Source organism: Mesorhizobium sp. ESP7-2 (assembly GCF_020164715.1).
Classification (GTDB): domain Bacteria; phylum Pseudomonadota; class Alphaproteobacteria; order Rhizobiales; family Rhizobiaceae; genus Mesorhizobium.
Map to the genome: position 1 here is coordinate 167829 of NZ_JAIUGQ010000004.1, position 23890 is coordinate 191718.

A 23890-nucleotide genomic window follows, 5' to 3' on the forward strand; every position below is an offset into this window, starting at 1 on the left:
CCCGAAAGCACCTTGGCTACGGCGCTGCCGCTGCATGCGACAGCCGTTGCAGCAGGCCTCTTGCCTCCGCTAGGTCAGGCGTGTCGAAACCCTCGTTGAATGCCGCGTAGGCGGGTGCGAGCAGATCTCGCGCCTCGCTCCCGCGCCCGCGAACGGACCAAAGTCGGGCGAGGCGAAGCGCGGATCTCAGTTCGGCCAGTTTCGCACCTTGCTCGCGGGCGGCAGCTAGAGATTGGCGAAATGAGCCTTCGACGGCATCGTCTCGCGGGTCCACCCGCGATAGCAGCTCTCCTTTGGCGCTCAACAATTCCGGTAGCTGATAATTGGAGTCGGACTTGGCGAGCGCGTCGAACGCCTGCTCCAGAAGTGCAAGCCCCTCGCTTGCCTCGCCGCGTTCGCCGCACGCGCGGGCGAGCGCGCAAAGATAGTAGGCCATCCCCATGTCGGCGCCAGTCACGGCGATCGCCGCGATCCCCTCGCGCATCTGGCGAATGCCATCGTCCAGCTGACCGAGAGCGGCAAGCGCCCAGCCGAAGAAGACGCGAGCCTGCCCGAGCAGCAGCGGAATGGCGAACTCGGTGCACACTGCCATGGCCTTCTCCGCCCACCGTCGCCCCTCGTCGGGCTCGCGCCGCATCAAATGGACGACGCTGAGGGCCATCTGCGCCTGGGCTAGGCTCATCGGGTGCGAGACGCGCTCGGCTAGGGCGATGGCTTCCCGTGACTGTTGGATCGCCATGTCCTGCTTGCCGCGTATGCAGAGCATCTGTGCGCGGAACGACCTGCAGCAGACCCCGGGATCGTGCCCGGTATAGCCCCACGCGAGGTGGCGATGCCGCTCGTAGTCGTAAGTGGCGAGGCCATAGTTGGCGAAGGATTCCGCGGCCTCGTAGTCGCCGAGATAGAAGTTGACGCCCCAGAGCTGGTGGTGTGCTTCCAGTAGGTAGGCAGAGTCACCGGATCCCTGTGCGAGCTCCATGCCGAGCGTCTTGCATTGGACGGCGAGCGATTCGGCGACGCGCAGGTGGCCAGAAATTGTACGGAAGGCGCTCTCACCGCGGACGGCGGCGAACAGCTGGGCTTTGTCGCCGAGCCGCTCGGCGAGTTCGCGCGCGGTCGCAAATGCCTGTAGAACCTCCGGATCGGCCCAGCCTTTCACGGAGATCAGGGCCGAGCCCATTGCCATCCACAGGGAGAGCTCCTGCCTCAGACGGGTCTCGGAAGCGGGCAAGGTCACAACGAGTTCCAGCCCTTTGCCGAAGTGCGTCGCGGCTTCGCGGTTGGCAGACCTTGTCATCGCTCGCTTGCCTGCTGTCAGCCACCACGACGCGGCCTCAGCCGCCAGACCGGCAAGCGTGTAGTGCTGCGCGACGGTCTCCGGCTCGGCCTCGGCGATCTCGGCGAACTCGGCTTCCAGCGCCGCGGCGACCTTCGCATGGATCTGTTGGCGCCGGCTCTTCAGCAGGCTCTGGTAGGCCGTGTCGCGCACCAGCGCGTGCTTGAACGTATAGGTCGCCTCCGGAGCGGTGCCCCCACGGAACACCAGCTCGGCGTGTTCCAGCTGGTTGAGCGCATCGTCGAGCCGGTCCTGGCCGGCACCGCTCACTGCGGCGAGCAGCCGATATCCGAAAACGCGGCCGATGCAGGCGCCGATCTGCGCCGTCTCTTTCACGGGCGACAACCGGTCGAGCCTCGCCATCAGCGAATCCTGCAGCGTCGAAGGGATCGCGATCGCCGGCAGCGGCCCGATCGCCAGATATCGATCGCCCGCCTCGATCAGTAGGCCGGACTCGAGCACGGTCCGCGTCAGCTCCTCGACGAACAGCGGCACCCCTTCGGTGTTGGCGAGGATGCGGTCCGCGATGTCGCGCGGCAGCTTCTTGCCACCCGCCACCCGCTCCATGATCGCCGTGCCATCGCACGGTTCGAGCCGCCCCAGCCGCAGCACGCTGACATGCGACCGCGCCTTCCAGCGGGGTTCGAATTCGGACCGCGCGGTGACCACCAGCAAGGCAGGCAGACCGGCGAACCGTTCCACCAGTGTCTCCAGCCATTCGGCCGAAGTGGGGTCGATCCAATGGGCATCCTCGACGAGCGCGAGCATTGGCGCCTTCGTCGCGGACGCTTCGACCAGCCGTGTCAAGGCAGCCAGCGTGCGCGCCCTGAGCGTCGGTGCCGGCAACTTCGGGAGTTGGTACCGCCCGCCTACATCGATCGAAAGCAGCGTCGCCAGCAGCGGCAGCACCTCTCCCGTTTCAACGCCGGTCGCGCCAAGCATTGCTGCGATCTTATCGAATCGGGTGTCGGTGTTGTCGTTGCCCATGAACCCCGCCGCTCGCTCCAAATGCGCGATGAGCGGATGGAGTGCGCTGTTGGTGTGGTAGGCCGAGCAAAAATAGCGCAGTTCGGAATGCGGCGCGGCCGCGATCTGGGCCGCGAGCGCAGCGAGCAGGCGCGACTTGCCGATGCCGGCCTCGCCGCTGAGCAGCACGACCTGGCCGTGGCCCGATGTTGCGCAACGCCATCGTTCGAGCAGGAAGGTGAACTCCTCTTGCCGGCCGACCAGCGGGGGCAGCACGACGTGCCGCGCTTCGAACCGGCTCTCGGCGCCCGTCTCGCCAGCGATGCGCCAGCACCGCACTGGGGCGCCGAAGCCTTTGAGCTTGTGCTCGCCGAGATCGGTCGCGGTGAACAGACCTGCGACGAGCCTTTGCGTAACCTCGGCGATAACCACAGATCCCGGCTCGGCCAGCGCCTGTAGCCGAGCTGCAAGGTTGGGCGTGTCGCCGACGACCGCCTCCTCTTGCGCCGCACCTTCTCCGATCAGGTCTCCGACGACGACCAGTCCCGTGGCGATGCCGACACGCGCGGCCAGCGGCGTTCCGCCGGGGCTGGCCAGCCTAGCGGTCGCGGAGGCAGCGGCGAGACCCGCGCGCACAGCGCGCTCGGGATCATCCTCGTGTGCTTGCGGCCAGCCGAAATAGGCGAGCACCCCATCGCCCATCAGCTTGGCCACCCGCCCGTCGTAGCGGGTGATCTCGCGCGATACCGCCTGCTGGTAGGCGAGGATGACTTCGCGTGTGTCCTCTGGGTCGAGCCGCTGCGACAGCTCGGTCGAACCGACGAGGTCCACCAACATCACGGTGAGTTGCCGCCGCTCTGCGCGGGAATCCGAGGCCGCCGGCGGTGGCGAAGCCATCCGGGGCAGGGTTGTATTGTCAGCGAGGGATGCAATGGCGCTGAGCAACTTGCGCCGATGGCCGATCGATGTGACCCCGAGCGCGGCCAGGTCCTCGGCGGTCAGCTTGGAAAGAACCTCCGGGTCAACGTCGTTGTCGCGGAAAACCGGTGCGTACTCACCCAGGCCGAGGTCTACCAGCCATGCCTCAATGTCCACAGTGCCTTCTCCCAGGCGGTAGAGGCTTTGTCGGGCATTATATCGCAAATGGGATGCAGGGTCGTCCCTTTTGTGCGAGTAGTAATGTCAGCTTTGGTCCGTCACAAGCCAAGTCGAGTTGAGCCGTCCGAACGTCCGCTGTTGTGGTCACATCAGGATGCTGCTCGCGCAGAACTGTACGTCAGCTTTATATTCTCGCTGCCTCGAGCTGGCGGTCCGCTTGCGGCCCCTATCAAGCCACACGCGGAAACGCTCTCCGGCAACCCCGCTACGCTCCGAGCGCCCCAGCCACCTGCGCGCGGCCGTAGGCAAGCGCCGCCACCGCCAGATCCCCCACCGCCAGCCCCCGGAAAACAAACGCCGTGGTTTCGCCCGCGTCCTGTCTCCCCGCAAAATCGCCGCACACCAGCCGCGTCAGGTCGCCGGCGACCAGGGCGGGGTCGATCATCGGCTTGGGCATGTTCGCTTCCTGCTCCAGATCGTCGACGATGATGCGGTCGAAGCGGGGCATCGTGTCGGGCAGCCAGGGCAGGGCCTGGTCGGTCATCACGGTGAAGCTTCCCGGCTTCAGCCAGTTCGCGTCGAGGAATGGCGCGGGCCTGGGCACCAGGGTCACCGTCGTCACCACCATGTCGGCGCCTTCGATCGCGGCCCTTGCCGTGTCGCATGGGATTGCTTGCAGCCCTCGCGACCGCGCCATCTGGCACAGCGCGTCGCGATTGGCCGTGCCGCGGCCGTAGGCGCGGATTTCGCGCAAGGGGAAGAGGTCGGCGAATGCTTCGAGATGGCCGCGCGCCTGCACGCCGCAGCCGATGAAGGCCAGGGATGACGCATCGCCTCTGGCCATGCGCCTGGCGGCGACGGCGCTCAAGGCGGCCGTGCGTTTCTCGGTCACCCAATTGCCGTCAACCAGGGCAAGCGGCAGGCCGGTTTCGGCGTCGAGCAGCGTGATCAGCGAATTGAGCGTGGGCAGTCCGCGCCCGGCGTTGCGCGGATTGACGACCAGCGATTTCGTCGCCAGCACGGGCGGCGTGGAGGCAACGCCGAGCGTCGCCATGATGTAGCGGTCGTCGCCCGGCAGCACGACCGCCTTCGGCGCGCACCAGACCTCGCCGCGCCTCTGGCCGACGATCTGGCGTTCGATCTCGTCGACCATGTCGACTGTCGAGATCGACAGGCGGTCGAGCAGCGCGGATGACAGATAGGGCAAGGTTTCAGCGGCCATGGATCAATCGGTCATTTTGTCGTGTTCCCAAGGGCCAGACTACACGTTGCGGGCGCGCCGGAAAGCCTTGTCGTGAGGGCGGGCTCGCCTTCCGTGGCCGCCCATCTCGATTGGCGCCGTCCCGGTGACCTCGCCTTGGACCTTCCAAGGCCTGTTTCAGGGCACCGTGCGCCATATCAGGCGTGCCCAGTGCGGCGGGCGGCGGCGGGCCTGGCCTTCGAGAGCGCCGATCCCGCGCCCGACTTACCTCCTGCTGTTAAGCTCGCGGTTCAGCGCGGTCATGTCCTCGGTGCTGGGGAAGGCCGCGTATGTGCTGAGCCTGCCCATGAGATCCCTGAGGTTGCGCGGTGCACGAGCCTTGTCCGCCGCCACCAGCGCGTCGCGCAGAGCGCCGGCCGGCAGTGACGTACAATAGGCCGGCGTGCCCGGCTGCAGCCGCCACGAGTCGGCAAGGCCTCCCGCGTCGACCGGGTCGAACCCGGTTTCGTCCACCAGCCGCCGCGCAATGGCCTTGGCGGCCGCATCATCGCCGGCAACGGGAATTGCGATCCGGTCGGCCGCGCCGCGCGGTTTTCCCGCGTCCGCCAGCACGCCAGCCAGAATCGCGTTGAAAGCCTTCACCACCGGGCGGCCGAACTGGGCGCTCGACCAGAGGCTCTCGGGCTCGCCATTGTCCACTTCGGCGATATTACCATCGCGCACAGGATAGTAGTTCGAGGTGTCGATGACGACCACGTTGGCCGGCACGTCGGCGAACAGCCGGGCCAGCTCGGGGTTCTTCCCGAACGGGATGGACACGATGATGACGTCGACGTCCTTCACCGCTTCGGCCGGGGTGACGGGTTCGGCGCCAATCTTCTCGGCCAGGTCGCGCAGCTTGTCGGGGCTCCTGGTCGCGGCGAGCTTGATCGTGTGCCCGTTCGCCGAGAACTTGCGCGCCAGCGTTGCACCGATATTGCCCGCGCCGATGATGCCGATCCTCATGTCTGTTCCTTTCAATTCGTTCGATGCCGGCTCGCGGGCGACAGTGGGTCGGACGTCGATCACGGCATCGCCGATGGGCTGTGCCCATCATCCGCCGCACCCAGCATCAAACAATGACCCGGCTGAGCGGCAGCAACTCCATATGCTCAAGTATACACCGTAGACTTGGTGTCAATCAGGCACTTGAAGTAGCGTTGGTAGGGCTCGGGATACCGCCTGTGGACATGCGAGCACGGCTTGCCGTCGTCCGGTCGTTTCGTGCCGTGACCGCGTGCATCGCGCGCTCGCATCGGCGGCGTGGCAAGATGCAGGACCGGATTGTCGCGGGGTCAGGCGGCCGATTTGAGCCGCGAGGCGTCGATCGGCGTCATCCCACCGGCGGAGGCGTCGAAGAGCTGACGAGCGGCATCGACCTCGGCCATGTTCGCAAGCGTCCACTGGTAGAGTGCCCGAAACGGTTCGTGCAATGTGTGGCCAAGCGGCGTGATCCGATACTGCACCGCCACGGGCGACAGCGACAACACTTGCCGAGAGATCAGCCCGTTGCGCTCAAGGCGACGGAGGCACTGCGTGAGCGCCTTTTGGGTTACGCCCTCCAGACGGCGCCGGATCCCGTTGAACCGGTGCGGTCCGTCCTCCAGCACGGTCAGCACCATCATCGACCACTTGTCGGCGATCTGGTCGAACAGCACGCGGCTCGGGCAATCCGACGAAAAGCATTTCGGATCCAGACTGGGCATTGCGGTTTCCTTCGATAAACCAAGGCGATTTAAAGTGCCTAATTGACGTCAGGTCTACAATATATACCTGTGAGGCATCGATCACAACGGAGTTTTGATTAATGTCTCATGCAGATACCAGCACCCTGTTCCGTCCCTTCGCCATCGGGTCGCTCAAACTGAAGAACCGCATCGTCATGGCACCGATGACACGGCTCTTCGCTCCCGACGGCGTACCCGGCGAGGCGAATGTGGCCTATTACCGGCGTCGGGCGGAAGGACAGGTTGGGCTGATCCTGTCCGAAGGAACCGTCGTCGATCGTCCTGCATCGCGCAACGATGGCGGCATTCCCCTTTTCCACGGCGAGGCGGCCCTCGCCGGGTGGAAGAACATCATCGACGCCGTCCACCAGGCCGGCGGCCGCATGGCGCCGCAGCTCTGGCATACCGGTTCCACCCGTTATCTCAACGGCTGGGAGCCGGACGCGCCGGTCGAGAGCCCGTCCGGGCTGGTCGCGCCGGATCAACCGCGAGGCGTGGCGATGACCGAAGAAGACATCGCCGATACCGTGGCGGCCTTCGCCAAGGCGGCCGCCGACGCCAGGCGGCTCGGCTTCGATACGGTCGAGCTCCACGGCGCGCACGGCTACCTGGTCGACCAGTTCTTCTGGAAGGGCACCAACCTGCGCACCGACCGCTACAACGGCCCGACGATCAAGGAACGGTCGCGCTTCGCCGGCGAGATCGTCGCCGCCGTCCGCGCCGCGGTCGGCCCCGATTTCCCGATCATCATGCGGTTCAGCCAGTGGAAGCAGCAGGACCTCGCCGTGAAGCTCGCGGAAACGCCGGCGGTCATGGAGGACTGGCTGCTGCCGATGGTGGAAGCCGGCGTCGACATCGTGCACTGCTCGCAGCGTCGCTTCTGGGAGCCGGAATTCCCAGAGATCGATGGCGAGAACGGCCTCAACTTCGCAGGCTGGGCCAAGAAGGTGACTGGCGCCGCGACGATCAGCGTCGGATCGGTCGGCCTCGAAAAAGACTTCGCCACCGCCTTTGCCGGCGAGGGATCGACACCCGCAAGCTTGGACCGACTCATCGAACGGATGGAACGCGACGAGTTTGATCTGATCGCCGTGGGTCGGGCCATTCTCAGCGACCCGCACTGGGTGGCAAAGGTCGAGGGCGGCAAGTACGATTCGTTGAACGGCTTCGAAGCAGCAGCCCTGGCCGAACTGGTGTAACTCACGGTGGGCGGGCGAGGGCACTTGTTTGCCCGCCCGCCTTGCCGATTTTAGCGCAACCGGAGCCTGCTTCGATTATCGTGCGAACGCCTTGAAAACCGGTTGGGCGGCAAAGCTGAGCTGCACTCGCGGGCATAGGCGCCCCTCACGCTCCCAGCGTCGGTTCCGTATTCACCTCCAGCGCTTCTTCCGCCTCATGCTCCTCGCCAAGCACCTCCCCATGCACTTCCAACGGCCGGCCGATCCAGATCGGGTCGACCAGGTGGTCGCGCTTGGGGTTGGTGGTGTTGGGGTGGATGAGGATGCTCAAGCCCCGGTGGTTCAGCATCAGCCGGGGCACCAGCGTGGCGAAAATTTCGGTGGCGAAGGAGACCTGGTACATGGCCTGCCCGTGCGGGCCGACTGGTCCGTCGTGCCAGTTGCCGAGGCGCACGCGGAAACGTTCGGCGATGCGCTGGCGCAGCCATTCGGCATGCCGCCGCTCGGCCTGCCCGTCATGGTAGATATGGGCGTGGTAGCTGGCGATCTCGGCGAGCGGTCTGGGTTGCCCGGCCGGCGTTGAACTCGCTTCGCTCATCTCGATGCTCCCCTGGTGACGCGCCAGGCGGAACTCTAGCCGAAGGACCGGCGCCTTGTCTGTAGCCGGTGCGGGCTGGGCCGAGATCGGCGACAAATGGCTGTGGGCACCGCGCAATGGTCGGCTATTCGATCGAATTTCTTTGCAACCCGTTAATGCGGCCATGCGTCAATAAGCGTCCGCTAATTATCGGTTCGGGTACGCAATGACCAAGAATCTCGGCAATGGACGCTATGTGCCACCCAAGGACACGAGCGTCTCCTTCTTCGGCAAGGTCGCGCCGACGCTGTTTCCGCTCGTCGCGGCGGCGCTGGGCTACATGATCGGGCGGCAGTTCTTCGGGCTGTAGCACCGCAGGGCATCAGGCGCCGGTCTCGGCCTCCTCGTTGCCGGCCTCCGTTCGCCTGACGCGGTCGCTGGCCAGAAGCACGACCGGGCAGGCGACGGCGGCCAGCACCGCGGTCGCCGTGTCGCCGAAGAACAGCTCGTCGCCTGGCCGCTGGGTGACGCCCATCACCACCATGGCGGCGCCCTTGGTCACCTCCCTGGCGATCGCCCTGTCCGGCGTGGCGCGCGTCCTGATCGCGGTTTCGACGGCGACGCCATAGCGGTCGGCGAGGTCGGCGACATCCTTGAGCACGGCCTCCTCGCGGCGGTGCGAAACCGTGCTTGGCCGGCTGCCCTTGCGGGCCTGCGAGACATAGAGGGCTTTCACGCGCGCCCGGTGCGGCCGCGCCAGGGCGAGCGCGAAATCGGCCGCGCGCCGCGCCACCTCGGTGCCGTTGACGGGAACCAGAATGGTCGCGCCTGCGCGCAGCAACGGCATCTTGCCGCTGGATTTGGCGCCATTCAGCACCAGGCAGAGCGGGCCGTCGAAACCGCTGGTGATATCCTTCAGCGTACCGCTGAAGGTGCCTTTGTCGGTCATCGCGTTGTCCAGCCCGACCAACAGCAGGCCGTAGCCCTTGCGCGCTTCCGCGGCGATCGTCTCGGTGGTGGCCTCGAGCTCGGTGCGGGCCGTGAGGTGGACCTTGTCGACAGGCGTATCCTCGGCCTTGCGGACGGCCCTGGCGCTCCTGGCCGCCCCTTTCTTGACCTGCCGCGAAGCCTGCTCGGGACCTTTGTCGCGGACAGGGCCGGGCAGTTCCCCGCCCTCAAGGTGGAGCAGCGTGGTCGGCATGCCGCTGCCGCCGCCGACGAGACCGGCGAGATAGGCGGTGAACTTGCCGGCCGGGCTGTCGTCGACGAGCAGCAGCAACCGCTCCAGCTTGGAGACGAAGCCGCGTTCGTCGAGCAGTTCGCGGTCGACGCGCTGCTTTTCCGCATTGCCGACCGGCAGCCGGCCGAGCGCCCAGCGCAGCATCGGCGGCATGGCCAGCGTGGTGATGACGGCCATGGTGACGATCATCGTGAACAGATTGTGGGAGAGGATGTTCATCGACAGGCCGATCGAGGCGACGATGACCTCGGTCGAGCCGCGCGCGTTCATGGCGCTGCCGACGGCGGTCGCCTCCTTCAGCGACATGCCGGACAGCCGGCCGCCGAGGAAGGCGCCCGAGAATTTGCCGATGCTGGCGATCAGCACCAGCGCCAGGGTCAGCAACGCCAGCGTCGGGTCGGCAAGCACGGTCAGGTCGGCGGATAGGCCGGCCATGCCGAAGAACACCGGCATGAACAGCGCCGTGATGACGCCACGCAACTGGCCCTCTATGTGGTCGGACAGGATCGGCGATTCCCCGACCAGTATGCCGGCGACGAAGGCGCCGAGCACGGTGTGCACGCCGATCAGGTTGGTGATCAGCGCCATCACCCCCATGATGATGAGGATGACCGATATGACGGCGTATTCGCTCCGGAAGCTGTCGTTGCTCCAGCGGATCAGCGTGAACACCAGGCGGCGGCCGATGGTGAAGGAAAACAGCATGAACAGCGCCACTTCGGCGACCGTCAGCACCAATGGCAGCACCTGCAGGCTGCCATTGGTGGCGATGCCGAAGGTGACGGCGATGACCAGCCAGCCGATCGTGTCCTCGATGATGGCGGAGGAAACGATGATCTGGCCGAGGTTGCGGCGCATGAAGTTCATCTCGCGCACCACCATGGCGACGATCTTGACCGAGGAGATCGACAGCGCGGTACCCAGGAACAGTCCGGCGACGATGCGCTCAGTCGGCTCGGGCAGAAGGGAATCCGGCAGCACCTGCGCCAGCGCGAAGCCGCAGGCAAAGGGCAGGACGACGCCGGTGATCGAGATCGAAAAACAGGCGGCGCCCACCCGCCGCACGAGGCGCAGATCGGTCTCCATGCCGGTCAGCAGCAAGAGGAGCAGAATGCCGAGCTGGGAGACGGCATCGATCATGCTTTTCTGCGCGGGATCGGTGGAAAAGATCAGATGCTGGGCGTCGGGCCAGAGCCAGCCGAACAGCGACGGCCCGAGCAGGATACCGCCGATCAGCTGGCCCATGATCGCCGGCTGGCGATAGCGCTGGAAGATTTCGCCCAGGCCGCGCCCGACCAGAAGCAGGAGCACGATCTCGGCGACGAACAGCCCCTCCGCCGAGCCGCCCATGCCAGAGGCGTGACCGGCCGGCTGCGCGGCCAGCGCATCGCTTGCCGCCGACGCCAGGACGAGAATGGCCAGCGAAAAGGCGACCGCAGCGCCGTGCGACCTCGTTGCCGTTGGGTGGATCATGGGTCCCTTCAAGAAGCCGCCGCGGACTGACCATCACAACGCACGGCCGAGGTTTGCGTTGCAGCCATCCGTCGCGAGATATTGCGTTAGATATCGAACTCAGACGTGGACGTCGCCGAAGGAGAGTTCGCCGTCGTCGCCCGGTGTCAGGAAGGCGGCCGCCAGCAGGCCTGCATAGAGGAGGGCAATCGCGGCGACGATGGCCACGCCCGGAATGGGACCGAGCGCCGCGGCACCTACGGCCTCGCGCAATGTGCCGACAAAGCCGACCGGCGCGGCCTGATCGATCAGGCTCGGTGTCGACAGTTTGAGGATCCAGGCAAGCAGCAGGATCAGCATCATGTGCAGGTAGTTGCGGCGCAAACGGCGCGCCAGCGCCACCCGCTGCGAAACCAGGAACTTCGGCGTCCGCAGGCTCTCGCCAACGACCAGCAGCCAGTCGGAGGCGAAGTCGGGCTGCGGCGAGAAGATCTGCGCGAAATAGTGACGCTCGAACTGGCGCACGCGAGCGCGGTAGACATCGAAGAAGCGGTAGCGGCGCGCCTCTATCCACAACAAGAGCAGCACCAGCAGCATGGCAAACAGCAGCACGCCGTGATGGGCGCTGGCCGTCGACAGCGACACCGACAGCATCGCCGCGACAACGGTGATCGCCCAATTGCTGGTGCGGTCGAGGCGGTCGCGCCAGCCGGCCATGCGGGCGATCTCGGCGCGATGGAAATGGGACATCACGGTGACCAGCTCGCCTGACGAAAGCGGCCTGCCGACCGGCGTTGCCGGCGCATCGTTCATGGCTTCCTCCCAACCCGATGAAACGTTCCGGGAGCGATCTCGTTCCATGACGACGGTGGCCGCTCCAAATGGGAGGGGGCCAAGGCAACGCCCCTCGCCAAGCTGGTTTCGCAGGCTGCAGAGCATTTCGCGGGAGGCATAGGCAGCAATCGCATTGCCCGCCTGCAAGCGCTTCAGTTGGTCCTGTTGACAAGTCGCTCGCCGTCCCGGACCTTCAGCCGGTGCAGAACTCATGGCCAAGCATCATCGGCTCCATTCGAGGCAAGTACCCGAACGAAGCAGCCGGCCCATTTGCCTCCGCGTTCCGTGGTGTGGAGGCGCTTGCCCTATTCATAGCAAACGGCTCTTTGAGTTCAGTTCTGTTCGGATGGACGTCTATGTTCGACTTGTGCATCCAGCAGGTCGATATGGAACCCTATTCTGGACCATATCTGAGGGTGAGCCCATTGCATTCCGGGCGGATCGAATTCCGGTATGTCGATACGGCAATCGCGAAACGGCAATGGTATAGGGAGGTGATGTCTGATGGCGTTGTGCCGAGGTTCGTCCGTTTCATGGATCAAGTCGGATGGTCTGTCGAGATGAACAAGCCGATTTCCGTCGCATCGCGCAAACCCGCGCTGCGCAAGGCGCCGATGGCGCTGACCGAGGCGCTGGTGGCGCGCACCTTGCGCGCGGTCGAGGATGCCGGGCCGACGCCGGGCATGGTCTATATGACCGACCAGGACTATGCGCGTTTTCGTGAAGAGATCATGGCCTCGGCACCGGTTGGGCCGCTGAGACTGTTCGCCTATGGCTCGCTGCTGTGGAAGCCGGCAGGGGAGGTGAGGGGCGGCGAACGGGCGGTGGCGCGGGGCTGGCACCGGTCGTTCTGCTTCACGGTGCAGCGCTTTCGCGGCACGCTCGATCGACCCGGCCTGATGATGGCGCTCGACCGTGGCGGCCAGTGCCAGGGCATGGTGTTCGAGATCGCCGAGCCGGTAGCCGAAAATCTGGAAGCGCTGCTGCGCCGCGAAATGACCATCCTGCCCGCCGTCAACGTGCCGCGCTGGCTGCGGGTCAGCGCCGAAGGCGGGCCGTGCCTGGCGCTCGGCTTCGTCGTCGATCCCGCCAATCCGCGCTATGCCGGCAAGCTCGACAAGCAGGCGGTCGCGGCGACGTTGGCCAGAGCCGTCGGCCATTGGGGCTCGGGCGCTGAGTATCTGTTCGAGACAATCCGCCATCTCGACGCCTGCGGTATCCGCGACCGCAATCTGTGGCAATTGCAGGAATTGGTGGCGCAGGAAATTGGCCGCACCCACGTCCGCTGAAAAACCGGAGCCGGCGCCGCGCGAATGCGTATGCGTGAACAGGAAATAGCTGACGACCGCCGAAGGGCGGGGGGCGGGGTATCGACGGTCGCCTGAGCGGAAGAGGCCATGGATTGAGCAAACTACGTTGCGGCAGGCCCTTACCTATAATAGCTGATTTGGCCAAGATGAACAGTCTGTTCGTCCGGTTGGACGAAGCCGCTGTCAACGGGTGAAGGCGATCGCGTCCAGCGCCGAAGGAACTATGTTGGCTTTGCCGTCCATCTCACCGATATTCCTGTCGCTCCAATCTTCCACTTGACGAACATATATCCCTGCGGTTATACGTCAACCAATAGCCAATGGGTTATCGATTTCGGATGCCAGACGCTCATGACATGCTCTTCAGGACGCTCGCCGACCCGACCAGGCGGGCGATCTTCGAGCGGCTGTGCCGCCAGGGAGAGCAGACGGTCGGGGCACTGACGAGCCAGTCCGGCGTCTCGCAGCCGGCGGTGTCGAAACATCTCGGCTTACTGAAGCAGGCCGGGCTGGTGCGCGACCGGCATGAAGGTCGCCAGACGCATTACAGCGCGCAGCTTGCCGCGCTGGCGCCGCTGATGGACTGGACGCGTGAGATGGCGGGGTTCTGGGAAAGCCGGTTCGACGACCTCGAGGATTTGCTCAAAAGGATGGACCAGTGAACGATAGTGCCCAGGAGACCCGCACTGTCGTCGTCGAGCGGGAAGTCTCCCATCCACCTGAAAAACTCTGGCGCGCGCTGACGCAACCGCATCTGATCGAGGTGTGGCTGATGAAGAACGATTTCAATCCGGTCGTCGGCCATCGCTTCAACCTCCGCGGCGACTGGGGCGGCGTGCTGGATTGCGAGGTGCTTGCCGTCGAGCCGCACAAGACGCTGTCCTACAGCTGGAACCTCGCGCACCAGGATCCGGCTTTCGATCTCAGGAGCGTGGTGACTTTCACGCTCACCCCAACGTCGACGGGAACCCACCTGCGCATGGAGCAGGCCGGTTTCCGGCCCGACCAGAGACGGGCCTATGGCGGCGCCAAGGTGGGGTGGCCGCAATTCCTGGAGAAGCTGGAAGAGCTTCTGGCGCGGACCGACTGAGGTCTCCGGCCAGGCCGAATGCCACACAGCGGTAGTAAAGGGCGGTCCTCCGCCAGCAAAACCTATGGAGAAAAAGCGATGAAACTCAAACTGACCAGCATCTATGTCGACGATCAGGAAAAGGCGCTCGCCTTCTATACCGATGTGCTCGGCCTCACCAAAAAGGCCGATTTCAGCAACGGTCCGTTCCGCTGGCTGACGGTCGTCTCGGCCGAAGAGCCCGACGGGACCGAATTGCAGCTGGCGCTGAACGACAATCCGGCGGCCAAGGCCTACCAGCAGGCGATCTTCAAGCAGGGACAGCCGGCGCTGATGCTCTTCACCGACGACATCAAGGGCGATCACGAGCGCATCAAGGCGAATGGAGGTGCCTTCGCCATGGCGCCGACCGCGGTGACCGGCTCGACCATCGCGCAGGTGAATGATGGCTGCGGCAATCTCGTCCAGATCACAGAGCTGGCGCGCTGGTAGGGCGCCGGGTTTCAACGCATAGTGCAAAGGAGGCAGAATTGGACTGGAGCAAATGGATACGGCAGGCGCATCGCTGGCTGTCGATCATTTTCACGATCACCGTCGCCGCGAACTTCGCCACCATGGCGTTCGGGCAGCCGCCCGCCTGGGTGGTCTATTCGCCGCTCCTGCCGCTCTTTCTTTTGCTGTTCAGCGGCCTCTATATGTTCGTGCTGCCCTATGTTTCCAGGGGACGCAGCGTGCATCGGGCCAACGGATAGGAAGGGGAGGCATGGCCGAGACCGAGCGGAAATCGAGCAAGCCCGCCAAGGCTGAACCGAAGCTGCTTTCCGGCGGCAACCCGCAGATCGCCAAGGGCTATGGCGATGCGCCGGTGCAGGCCTATATCGCGGCCATGCCGGGCTGGAAGCGCGAGGTCGGCCAACGCCTCGACGCGCTCATCGAGCGCGCCGTGCCCGGCGTGCACAAGGCGGTCAAATGGAATTCGCCCTTCTACGGCGTCGAAGGCGAGGGCTGGTTCCTCAACATCCATTGCTTCGCCAAGTACATCAAGGTCGCTTTCTTCCGCGGCCAGTTGCTGGATCCGGTGCCGCCGGTCGCGTCCAAGAGCAGGGATACGCGCTATTTCCACATCCACGAGGACGACGCCTTCGACGAGGCGCAGTTCAGCGCCTGGGTGAAGCAGGCCAGCCAATTGCCTGGCGAGCGCATGTGAGCGCGCTATTTCCAGCGTTCGAAGGAGAAACGGCATGACGACCACCGGACTGCAGGACAGCAAATCTCCCTCCGAGCTGATCGACGGCAGGATCAGGGAATTGGGCGACTGGCGCGGCGAGATGCTGGGCCGGCTGCGCGCGCTGATCCATCAAGCCGATCCCGATGTGGTCGAGACGTGGAAATGGCGCGGCGTGCCGGTGTGGGAGGACGCCGGCATGATCTGCACCGGCGAGACCTACAAGGCCGTCGTCAAGCTGACCTTCGCGAAGGGGGCCGCGCTGCCCGATCCCGCACGCCTGTTCAACTCCAGCCTCGAAGGGAATACGCGCCGCGCCATCGATTTCCAGAAAGGCGAAGAAGTCAATGAGGAGGCCTTCAAGGCGCTGGTTCGCGCCGCCGTGGCGCTGAACAAGTCGAAGGCCAGGCGTTAAATCCGCTGCGTCACGGTCCTATCATATAGCGGTCGCCGTCGGCGCTGCCCCTCACCTGCCTGCCGGCATCCTCTCCCCGTATAGTGACGGGGAGAGGGACGCTGTCGTGGCTGCTTCGCCAATTGTCCGCGTTGCAATAAATGCGCCGGCGTTGCGGCAGCGCCTCTCGCCCCGTGGGGAGAGATGTCCGGCAGGACAGTGAGGGGCAGCGCCGACGTAGAAGAAAGGCGCGTTTACGATCTGGGAAGCTTGATGGTGCTAGACATCGCCGGATGATGGCTGGCCAGCCGGGCCGGCCCGGTCTGGATTCGCCGCCATGAAAAGCCCGATGCGCATGCCGTGGGTGGATACGGCCAAAGGCCTCTCCATCATCCTCGTGGTCATGATGTACTCAGCCTACAACACCGGCGAGTACACGGGCGGCGTCGGCTTCCTCCACTACGTCATCGGCTTCGCGACGCCGTTTCGGATGCCCGAATTCTTTCTCATCTCTGGGCTGTTCCTGTCGCAGGTGATCGACCGGCCGTGGCGGCGCTATATCGACCGGCGCGTCGTCCATTATCTCTATTTCTACGTGCTGTGGGCGATCATCTCGATCGGGCTGAAGATCGGCATTTTCAGCCGGGATCCCGCCGGCATGCTGCACGACCTGGCAATGGCCGTCGTCCAGCCCTATGGCGTGTTGTGGTTCATCTACATGCTGGCGGTGTTCGGCCTTGCCGCGAAACTGCTGCGGCAGTTCGCCGTCCCTGCCTGGATCGTCATCCCGATCGCCGCCTGCCTGCAGATGTGGGCGCCCCATCCGGACAGCTATGCGGTCGAACAATTCGCGGCCTATTTCGTCTTTTTCTACGTCGGCTTCGTGATGGCACCGCTGGTGTTCCGGCTCGTCGAATGGACGCAAGCCCGCCCGACGCTGGCCGTCGCCGGACTGCTCCTGTGGGCTGTTGTCAACGGCCTGCTGGTCTATTCGCCGGGTTATGCCATGCAGCCCGTCGGCATGCGGATGGGCCTGGCGGCATGGCCGCCGCTGCATCTGGTGCTGGCCGTCGCCGGCGCGGTGGCGCTTTGCGTTCTTGGCGGCTTCCTGTCGAAATTCCCCGTCATGGAATGGCTGCGGTGGCTCGGCGAACACTCACTGGTCGTCTATGTCGCCTTCACCATCCCGATGTCGCTGTTTCGCGGCGCTGCGCTGGCAAGCGGCCTGTTGACCGACACGGGCATGCTCAGCCTGGCAGTGCTGTTGGTCTCGATCATAAGCCCCGTCGCGCTCTACTTCATCGTCCAGCGAATTGGTTTCGGCATGTTCCTGTTCGAACGGCCAGCCTGGGCGCATGTCGACGGCAGCGCCGCGCAAGCGGCGCCGAAAACGCCGCTGCCCGCGGCGGCTACCCAGTCAAGCCGGACATAACAGGGCCGCGAGAGGTTTGCGGGCCCCGCAACCAACCTCAGCCGTCCCGAAGCCAGACCAGCATCTCGCCGGGCTCGCGGTTGTCCCAGGCGAAATAGGGGATGGCGGTCAGGCGCGTCTCGACCCTGGCCGGCGGCTCGGACCGGTAGAGCCCTCCCTGCCAGCCGTCGCCGGCATCGGCTTGTGCGACAGTTGAAAGCGTCACCACACCGCCCAGCAGGTCCGGCTCGTCATGCGCCTCGATGCCGGCCGTGCGCGGCAGGGTCAGGCGATGCAGGCTGGCGTCATTGTCTGATGCCTCGACGCAGTAGATCAGCGGCCCGCGCGACAGTGCGACGCGGCCGACATCCTGCCGGACCTCGGGATTGGCGTAGAGCCGCTCGATCGGCATTTCGAGATCGAGCCGGATACGATCGCCCTTTGTCCAGTTGCGCCGGATCGCGGCATATCCGTCGCTGGTGACTTCCTCGAGGTCGACCGTCTCGCCATTGACGGCGAGGCCGGCCTTGGAGCTCCAACCCGGCACCCGCAAATGCAGCGTGAACTCCACCGGCGATTGCGGCTCGACCGCGATCTCGACGGCACCATCCCAGGGATAGCGGCTCGCCTGCGTCAGCGTTACCGGCGTGCCCAACATGTCGAAGCGGGCGGTGGAGTCGCCATAGAGATGGACCGCAAGTGCATCGTCCGCCAGGCTGTAGAAATAGCTGCCGATCGAGGCCACCATGCGCCCGACATTGGGCGGGCAGCAGGGGCAGCGGTGCCATTTCCATCTGTTGTGCTTGCCCCGGCTTTCCAGCGGGTTCTCGTAGAAGAACAGCGAGCCGTCGAGCGACAGGCCCGAGATCGAACCATTGTAGAGCGCGCGCTCCATCATGTCGGCGTAGCGGGCGTTCGGGCCCATGCCGAGCATGCGGCTCGCCCAGAACACCAGCCCGACCGACGCACAGGTCTCGGCATAGGCGGTTTCGTTAGGCAGGTCGTAGTCGCTGGTGAAACCCTCATTGTGCGCCGACGGACCGAGCCCGCCGGTGACGTACAGGTTCTTGGTGGTGAGGTCGTCCCACAGCCGGTCGAGCGCCACCCGCAAGCTGTCGTCGCCATATTCGGTGGCGATGTCGGCCATGCCCGAATAAAGATACATGGCCCGCACCGCATGGCCGACCACCTTGTCCTGCTCGCGCACCGGGATGTGCGACTGGCTGTATTCGTATGTCTTGAAATGATAGGCCCTCGGGTCGGCGCCGCGGGCGCGCGCCTCCTCGTCGAAATAATGCGGCTGTTGGCCGCGCTGGTCGATGAAGTATTTGGCCAGCTCCATATATTTCCGCTCGCCGGTTACCCGCGCCAGCTTGACCAGCGCCAGCTCGATCTCCTCATGGCCGCAATAGCCCTTCTTCTTGCCGGGCTCGGGGCCCAGTACCGAGGCGATGTGGTCGGCGTAGCGGCACATGATGTCGAGCAGTTTGCGCTTGCCGGTCGCCTGGTAGTAGGCGACCGCGCCTTCGATCAGGTGGCCGGCGCAGTAGAGCTCGTGGCAATCGCGCAGATTGGTCCAGCGCTTGCCGAGCTGGATGCGCTGATACCAGCTGGAGAGATAGCCGTCCTCCTGCTGCAGCCTGCCGTACATGTCGATGACGGCGTCGATCTTCTTCTCCAGTTCAGGGTTCTTGCGCCGGTAGAGCGAATAGGCCGCGGTCTCGATCGTCTTGCCGAGATCGGAATCCCAGAACATCTGCGTGGTCACGGTCGAACCGGTGAAGCCGGGGGAGGCGGCCTCGTCGGGCGAAGGCGAATGGAACGGAATGACGATGCCGGGCGAGGGGCGGTCGGGGTCGATCTGCTCGAGCATGCGCGCCTCCACGCAGCGGTCGTAAAGGATGTCGGCGGTGCGCGTCGCCACCGCCTCGGCGCGGTCGCCCCAGAAGCCGTGCACGTCGACCTGCGGCACCGGCAGCGGACGGAAGGCGAGCTTCGGCTTGCCCGTTCTAGCCGTCTTTGCGGTTTGCGATCCGGTCATGAACTCACTCCATTCGATCTGTTATTTGACGGCCCCGGCCATCAGGCCGCGGATGTAGAAGCGCTGCAAAGCCAGGAACAGGACCAGGCACGGCACCATCATCACGGTGACGCCCGCCTGCACGGCGCCCCAGTCGATGGCGCCGAAGCGGCCCGACTGAAGCGCTGTCATCATCACCGGCAGCGTGAATTTGGATTGGTCGGTCATCAGCACCAGGGCCGCGAGGAATTCGTTCCAGGCGCCGAGGAAGGCAAACAGCGCGATGGTGACGACGCCCGGCCAGACCAGCGGCAGCATCACCTTAATGAGCATGGTGGCGTTGCCGGCGCCGTCCATGCGCGCGGCCTCCTCGATCTCGCGCGGCACCGCGTCGAAGGCGTTGCGCATCATGAAGATCGAGAACGGCAGCTGCAGCGTCACATAGACGCCGACCAGGCCGGTCAGCGTGTTGTGCAGGCCAAGCTTGGTCAGCACCAGGAAGATCGGCGTCAGGATCGACTGGAACGGGATCATGATCGTCGACAGGATGAGGACGAAGAACAGATCCTTCAGGGGAAACCGAAACCGCGAAAAACCGTAGCCGGCGAGCACGCTGACGATGACCGACAATATAACGGTCATCACCGAGACGTAGATGCTGTTCTGGGCCGAGACCCACAGCCCGTCGCCGAAGCTGTTCAACGTGGCGTAGTTTTCGAGCGAGAATCCCGTCGTCGGCCATGGCGGCAGCGGTGGCAGGCGGGCCTCCTGCGCCGGCTTGAAGGCCGACAGCACCGTCCACACGATCGGCGCCACGAACAGCACCGAGGCAATGATGCCGATGGAATGCCTGGCCAAGCGAGCCGCGAGCTTGCCTGTGTCTGACATCGCCTGCGCCATCAGTCGAGCCCCTCGGGCTTGCGCAACAGCCAGAGCTGGACGAGGCTGAGCGTCACCAGGATCACCAGCAGCACCATCGAAAGTGCTGCGCCGTAGCCGAGCTTGAACGACACGAAGGACTGGTTGAAGATCCAGTACACCGCCGTCAGCGTCTGGTTGCGCGGGCCGCCGCGCAGGATGATGTAGAACTGGTCGAAGGCAAGGATCGAGCCCGCGACCGACAGGATCAGCGCCAGCGCCAGTGTGCGGCGCATCAGCGGCAGCGTGATTGCCCTGAACCGGGCGAACGGCCCGGCGCCGTCGATGACGGCGGCCTCCTGCAGGTCCTGCGGGATCGATTGCAGGCCGGTCATCAGGATGATCATGGTGAAGCCGGCGACCTTCCACACCACCATGGCGATGATCGACCAGAAGGCCGGCTGGAAGGTGGCGAGCAGGTTGAATTTCTTGTCGATCAGGCCGAGGTCGTAGGCGGCCGGGCTGAACAGGCCGGAATCGACGTTGAGCAGCCACGACCAAAGCAGGCTCGCCGAGGCAAAGCCGACCACCGCCGGCATGAAGAACATGGTGCGGTAGAGATTGGTGAACGGGCGCGGCCGCTCGATGAAGATCGCCAGCGGAAAGGCGACGGCGAAGATCGCGATGGTGACGACCACCGTGTAGTAGCCGGTGAATCTCAGCGCGTTCCAGAATCTGGTGTCGCGCAGGATCGCCCAGTAATTGCCGAGGCCGATGAAGGAGTGCTCGCCCATCAGCGGCCAGTTGTGCAGCGACATCCACGCCGTCATGCCGAGCGGAATGACGAAGAACAGCATGACCAATGCCACCGCCGGCGCGACATAGAGCAGGCCGACCCATTGCCGGCGCCCGGTGCCGACGAGTTTGCGGACGCGGGGCGGGGCGGTGGTTGCGGTGAGGGTGGTCATGGCCGAGCGCTCGATGCTGTTAGGGCATCGGCCAAGTACCCCCTCACCCGGATTGCCAACCGAATTGCGAAGGGCAATTCGGGGCAATCCGACCTCTCCCCGAGGGGAGAGGAGGGCGCCGGCACGGGCGCCAGCCTCTTCTCCCCAGCGGGGAGAAGGTGGCCGCGTAGCGGCCGGATGAGGGGGTCTTGTCTCAACGCTATTAGCCCTGTCGTTAGCGATGCAAATTCCCGGCCGCCCGCCCAGGGAGACAGGCGGGCGGCCGGACAGGCGCGCGCTACTTCTGCGGCGCCTGGTCGATGATCGACTGCATGGTTTCCTGTGCATTGGCGATCGCGCCGTCGACGTCGTCGCCGAAGAAGACCTCGTTGATCATCTGCGTCCACGGGCCATTGGCGGAGTTGATCAGGTCGTTGAACACCACGGAATAGGGCGTCTTGCCCTTGGCCATGGCTTCGGCGGCGATCTGGTAGCGCGGGTCGAGATCTTTGAGCGCGTCCTTGGCGATGTCGCCGCGCACCGGCAGGCTGCCGTATTTGGCGAGGATGGTCTGGCCTTCGAGCGAATAGGCGAAGTCCAGGAACTCCTTCACCACGGCGAGTTTCTTGGTGCCCTTGGTGACGACGAAATTGTCGCCGCCGGCAAAGGACGACCAGTTGCCATCCTTGCCCGGCAGGAAGGTGACGCCGTAGTCGACATTGGGATATTGCGTGTTGAGCGCGCCGATGGCGAAGGCGCCGGAGGGAGAGATGCCGATATTGCCGGCGGCGAAGGCGGCAAAGAAATTGGCGCCGGTGTCGGTCTGGGCTCCCGCCGGCACCAGATCCTTCTTGACCATGGAGCGGTAGAGATCGATGGCGCCGCGCAGCTGCGGGCTGTCCAGCGTCGCCTTCGAGCCGTCCTCCGACAGGATGTCGCCGCCCGAGGCCCAGATCAGCGGCGTGAAGGTGAAGATGTTGCAGCCGCCGCAATTGCCGGAGAAATAAAAGCCCTTGATGTTGCCGCCAAGCGCGTTGACCTTCTCGGCGTCGGCTTCGATCTCGGCCCAGTTGGTGGGACCTTTCTCGGGGTCGAGGCCGGCCTGCTTGAACAGCTTCTTGTTCCAGATCAGCACCGAGGCGTCGGCCGAGAAGGGCAGGCCGTAAATATGGTCCTTGTAGGTGCCGGTCTTCACATGCGCCGGCGACAGGCTGGCGAAATAGGGCAGGGATTTCGCCCAGTCGGTGATGTCCTCCAGCTGGCCGGCGGCGGCGAAGGAGGGCGTGTAGATCAGGTCGAGCGACAACGCGTCGGGCGCCGTGCCGCCGGCGGCGGCCGCGCCATATTTCGGGATGATCTCGGCATTGGGGATGATGTCGAGCTTGACCTGGTCCTTGTTCGCCTTGTTGAAGGCGTCGACGATCTTCGGCATGAAGTTCGAGCCGTCGGCACGTACCCAGATGTTGGCGGTCTCGGCGGCGGCAAATTGCAGGCCGCAGCCCAGAGCGGCAGCCGTCAGGGCCAGTTTGGCAATCAAAGTCCTCATGTTCTCCTCCTCCACATTGGCCGCGATGCGCGGCTTGCCGCCAATCGCGGCGTTTCGTTCTTAGCCGTCTTTCTCAGCCATTTGACAGGCGGCCGCAGGACTGCCGCACCACCAGCCGGCACGGCAGTTTTCGAATGCCCGGCGTGGCGGGCTTGCCGCCAACCAGGGAAAGCAGGGTCAGCCCGGCCTCGCGTCCAAGCGCTGCCAGGTTCATGTCGATGGAGGTCAGCGGCGGGCGGGTCGCCTCGGCCACGATCTCCCAATTGTCGAAGCCGATGACGCCGACATCATTGGGCACGCCGAGGCCTCGTTCCCGCAGAGCATCGATGACGCCGCGCGCGATCTGATCGTTGCCGCAGAAGACAGCGTCCGGTTTTTCGCCGTTGGTGTCGAACAGTTTTGCCACGGCCTCATGTCCCCAGGCTTCCGACCAGGCGCCGAGCAGCGGCTCGATGGCAGGCAGGCCGTTTTCGGTCAGCGCGGCGCGATAGGCCTGCGCCCGTTCGTGCACCACGGCAAAGCTCGCCGGGCCGGTGACATGGGCGATGCGCTTGCGGCCGAGCCGGCAGAAATGCTCGATCGCCAGCCGCGCGCCACCGGCATCGTCGGAAACGAAGGCGACGGCGTCGGGATCGGGCTGGGTGAAGGCATAGATCACCGGGACATGCAGATTGGACAGGTCGACCGGCAGATGGCGGTCGATGCGCTTGCCGGTGGCGATGATGCCGTCGACGCGCTTGTCGAGCATGGCCTCGACATGAAGCTGGCCGAGGCGCGGATCCTCCTCGACATTGCACAGGAACACCGAGACGCCGGCATCGACCAGCGCGTCAGATATGCCCGACATCAGCGGCAGCGAGAAACGGCCATAGGTATCGTTGGTGAGCAGGCCGACGGTGAAGGAGCGCCGCCTCAGCAGGCTCTGCGCCAGGCTGTTGGGACGAAACCCCAGGCTGCGCGCCGTGTCGCGGATGCGCTCGCGGGTCTCGGCGGTCATCCGCCCCTGGTCGTTGAGCGCCTTCGAGGCGGTGGCGACGCTGACGCCGGCCCGGGCGGCCACGTCACGCAAGGTGACGGGCTTGGGAAAGACCGGAACTGGCTGATCGTCCGATGCCATCGGGCCGAGAATCCTTATCTGGGAAAAGGTTTTCCCTTATTGTCCGAAACAACGCCCGGCACGCGGCCGAGCCCGATCGGAAATGTCTGGAAAAACCTTTTCTCATTCAAGGCTAGGCCAGATCGGGTGTGGGTTCAAGGGGAAAAGTGTTGGATAAGCTCCTCCATTCCACCACGCCATTCCGAGCGGTGGCGCTGCCCCTCATCGCCCTGCCGGGCACTTCTCCCCGTATAGTGACGGGGAGAAGGGGCGGCCGCGACCTCGGCGCCCTCTTTTGCAACGTTGGCGATTGGCGAAGCCATCAATAAGCGCCCCTCTCCCCGTCCCTATACGGGGAGAGGATGC

At 64.9% G+C, this 23890-nt stretch carries 22 protein-coding genes; 10 read left to right on the forward strand and 12 right to left on the reverse strand.

The window, feature by feature from the left end; translation table 11 throughout:
• Nucleotides 1-16: 16 nt before the first annotated feature.
• From LB543_RS06355 to LB543_RS06370, 4 genes are all read right to left on the reverse strand, one after another.
• Nucleotides 17-3397 carry an ATP-binding protein gene (locus LB543_RS06355; protein WP_224613476.1) on the reverse strand — a complete coding sequence of 1127 codons (3381 nt, stop codon included), beginning with the start codon at nt 3395-3397 and terminating at the stop codon, nt 17-19.
• 268 nt (nt 3398-3665) lie between these two features.
• Nucleotides 3666-4622: an ornithine cyclodeaminase family protein gene (locus LB543_RS06360; RefSeq protein WP_224613477.1), complete on the reverse strand. Its 957-nt coding sequence runs from the start codon at nt 4620-4622 to the stop codon at nt 3666-3668.
• Between the two features lie 243 nt (nt 4623-4865).
• Entirely contained in the window at nt 4866-5666 is an 801-nt protein-coding gene (locus LB543_RS06365; RefSeq protein WP_411908747.1) for an NADPH-dependent F420 reductase, read from the reverse strand.
• 269 nt (nt 5667-5935) lie between these two features.
• Nucleotides 5936-6346 carry a winged helix-turn-helix transcriptional regulator gene (locus tag LB543_RS06370; protein ID WP_140811405.1) on the reverse strand — a complete coding sequence of 137 codons (411 nt, stop codon included), beginning with the start codon at nt 6344-6346 and terminating at the stop codon, nt 5936-5938.
• 101 nt (nt 6347-6447) lie between these two features.
• Here LB543_RS06370 and LB543_RS06375 point away from each other — a divergent pair, with 101 nt between their 5' ends.
• Complete coding sequence (locus LB543_RS06375) at nt 6448-7566, forward strand: NADH:flavin oxidoreductase (RefSeq protein WP_224613479.1); 1119 nt, start codon at nt 6448-6450, stop codon at nt 7564-7566.
• 145 nt (nt 7567-7711) lie between these two features.
• On the opposite strand, the gene LB543_RS06380 is transcribed toward LB543_RS06375, so the two are convergent.
• Nucleotides 7712-8143, reverse strand: coding sequence for a DOPA 4,5-dioxygenase family protein (locus LB543_RS06380; protein ID WP_224613480.1), 432 nt, complete (start codon nt 8141-8143; stop codon nt 7712-7714).
• A 205-nt stretch (nt 8144-8348) separates the two neighbouring features.
• Here LB543_RS06380 and LB543_RS06385 point away from each other — a divergent pair, with 205 nt between their 5' ends.
• Nucleotides 8349-8492 (forward strand): hypothetical protein, encoded by a 144-nt coding sequence (locus LB543_RS06385; RefSeq protein WP_181178778.1) that lies wholly within the window; start codon nt 8349-8351, stop codon nt 8490-8492.
• A 12-nt stretch (nt 8493-8504) separates the two neighbouring features.
• Here the strand turns inward: LB543_RS06385 and LB543_RS06390 are convergent, their stop codons facing one another.
• Nucleotides 8505-10835: a cation:proton antiporter gene (locus tag LB543_RS06390; protein WP_411908745.1), complete on the reverse strand. Its 2331-nt coding sequence runs from the start codon at nt 10833-10835 to the stop codon at nt 8505-8507.
• A gap of 99 nt (nt 10836-10934) precedes the next feature.
• Entirely contained in the window at nt 10935-11627 is a 693-nt protein-coding gene (locus tag LB543_RS06395; protein ID WP_140763687.1) for a DUF2270 domain-containing protein, read from the reverse strand.
• Between the two features lie 581 nt (nt 11628-12208).
• Between LB543_RS06395 and LB543_RS06400 the strand changes: the two genes are divergently transcribed.
• The 8 genes from LB543_RS06400 (at nt 12209) to LB543_RS06435 (ending at nt 17078) form a co-directional block, all read left to right on the forward strand.
• Nucleotides 12209-12937 carry a gamma-glutamylcyclotransferase gene (locus LB543_RS06400; RefSeq protein ID WP_224613481.1) on the forward strand — a complete coding sequence of 243 codons (729 nt, stop codon included), beginning with the start codon at nt 12209-12211 and terminating at the stop codon, nt 12935-12937.
• 359 nt (nt 12938-13296) lie between these two features.
• The gene (locus LB543_RS06405; RefSeq protein WP_140763678.1) at nt 13297-13620 is read left to right on the forward strand and encodes an ArsR/SmtB family transcription factor; all 324 of its coding nucleotides are present in this window, start codon (nt 13297-13299) and stop codon (nt 13618-13620) included.
• The gene (locus LB543_RS06410) at nt 13617-14048 is read left to right on the forward strand and encodes an SRPBCC domain-containing protein (protein WP_224613482.1); all 432 of its coding nucleotides are present in this window, start codon (nt 13617-13619) and stop codon (nt 14046-14048) included. The genes LB543_RS06405 and LB543_RS06410 overlap by 4 nt, the downstream gene beginning before the upstream one ends.
• 78 nt (nt 14049-14126) lie before the next feature.
• Complete coding sequence (locus tag LB543_RS06415; protein ID WP_140763672.1) at nt 14127-14519, forward strand: VOC family protein; 393 nt, start codon at nt 14127-14129, stop codon at nt 14517-14519.
• Between the two features lie 38 nt (nt 14520-14557).
• A complete protein-coding gene (locus tag LB543_RS06420) occupies nt 14558-14779 on the forward strand; it encodes a hypothetical protein (RefSeq protein WP_224613483.1) in 222 nt (73 codons plus the stop codon).
• An 11-nt stretch (nt 14780-14790) separates the two neighbouring features.
• Entirely contained in the window at nt 14791-15234 is a 444-nt protein-coding gene (locus LB543_RS06425) for a DUF1801 domain-containing protein (RefSeq protein ID WP_224613484.1), read from the forward strand.
• Nucleotides 15235-15268: 34 nt separating this feature from the next.
• Nucleotides 15269-15667 (forward strand): DUF1801 domain-containing protein, encoded by a 399-nt coding sequence (locus LB543_RS06430; RefSeq protein WP_224613485.1) that lies wholly within the window; start codon nt 15269-15271, stop codon nt 15665-15667.
• Nucleotides 15668-15983: 316 nt separating this feature from the next.
• Nucleotides 15984-17078 (forward strand): acyltransferase family protein, encoded by a 1095-nt coding sequence (locus LB543_RS06435; RefSeq protein ID WP_224613486.1) that lies wholly within the window; start codon nt 15984-15986, stop codon nt 17076-17078.
• 37 nt (nt 17079-17115) lie between these two features.
• Here LB543_RS06435 and LB543_RS06440 read toward each other — a convergent pair whose 3' ends face one another.
• The 5 genes from LB543_RS06440 to LB543_RS06460 all read right to left on the reverse strand — a co-directional run bounded on the left by LB543_RS06440 (nt 17116) and on the right by LB543_RS06460 (nt 23545).
• Nucleotides 17116-19098 carry a glycoside hydrolase family 127 protein gene (locus LB543_RS06440; protein ID WP_224613487.1) on the reverse strand — a complete coding sequence of 661 codons (1983 nt, stop codon included), beginning with the start codon at nt 19096-19098 and terminating at the stop codon, nt 17116-17118.
• Between the two features lie 21 nt (nt 19099-19119).
• Nucleotides 19120-19977, reverse strand: coding sequence for a carbohydrate ABC transporter permease (locus LB543_RS06445; protein WP_224613488.1), 858 nt, complete (start codon nt 19975-19977; stop codon nt 19120-19122).
• Nucleotides 19977-20903 carry a carbohydrate ABC transporter permease gene (locus tag LB543_RS06450; RefSeq protein WP_224613489.1) on the reverse strand — a complete coding sequence of 309 codons (927 nt, stop codon included), beginning with the start codon at nt 20901-20903 and terminating at the stop codon, nt 19977-19979. Before LB543_RS06450 ends, LB543_RS06445 begins: the two co-directional genes overlap by 1 nt.
• A gap of 277 nt (nt 20904-21180) precedes the next feature.
• On the reverse strand, nt 21181-22428 hold the full coding sequence (locus tag LB543_RS06455) for an ABC transporter substrate-binding protein (RefSeq protein WP_140811389.1): 1248 nt from the start codon (nt 22426-22428) through the stop codon (nt 21181-21183).
• A gap of 73 nt (nt 22429-22501) precedes the next feature.
• The gene (locus LB543_RS06460) at nt 22502-23545 is read right to left on the reverse strand and encodes a LacI family DNA-binding transcriptional regulator (protein WP_224613490.1); all 1044 of its coding nucleotides are present in this window, start codon (nt 23543-23545) and stop codon (nt 22502-22504) included.
• Between the last annotated feature and the right edge of the window lie 345 nt (nt 23546-23890).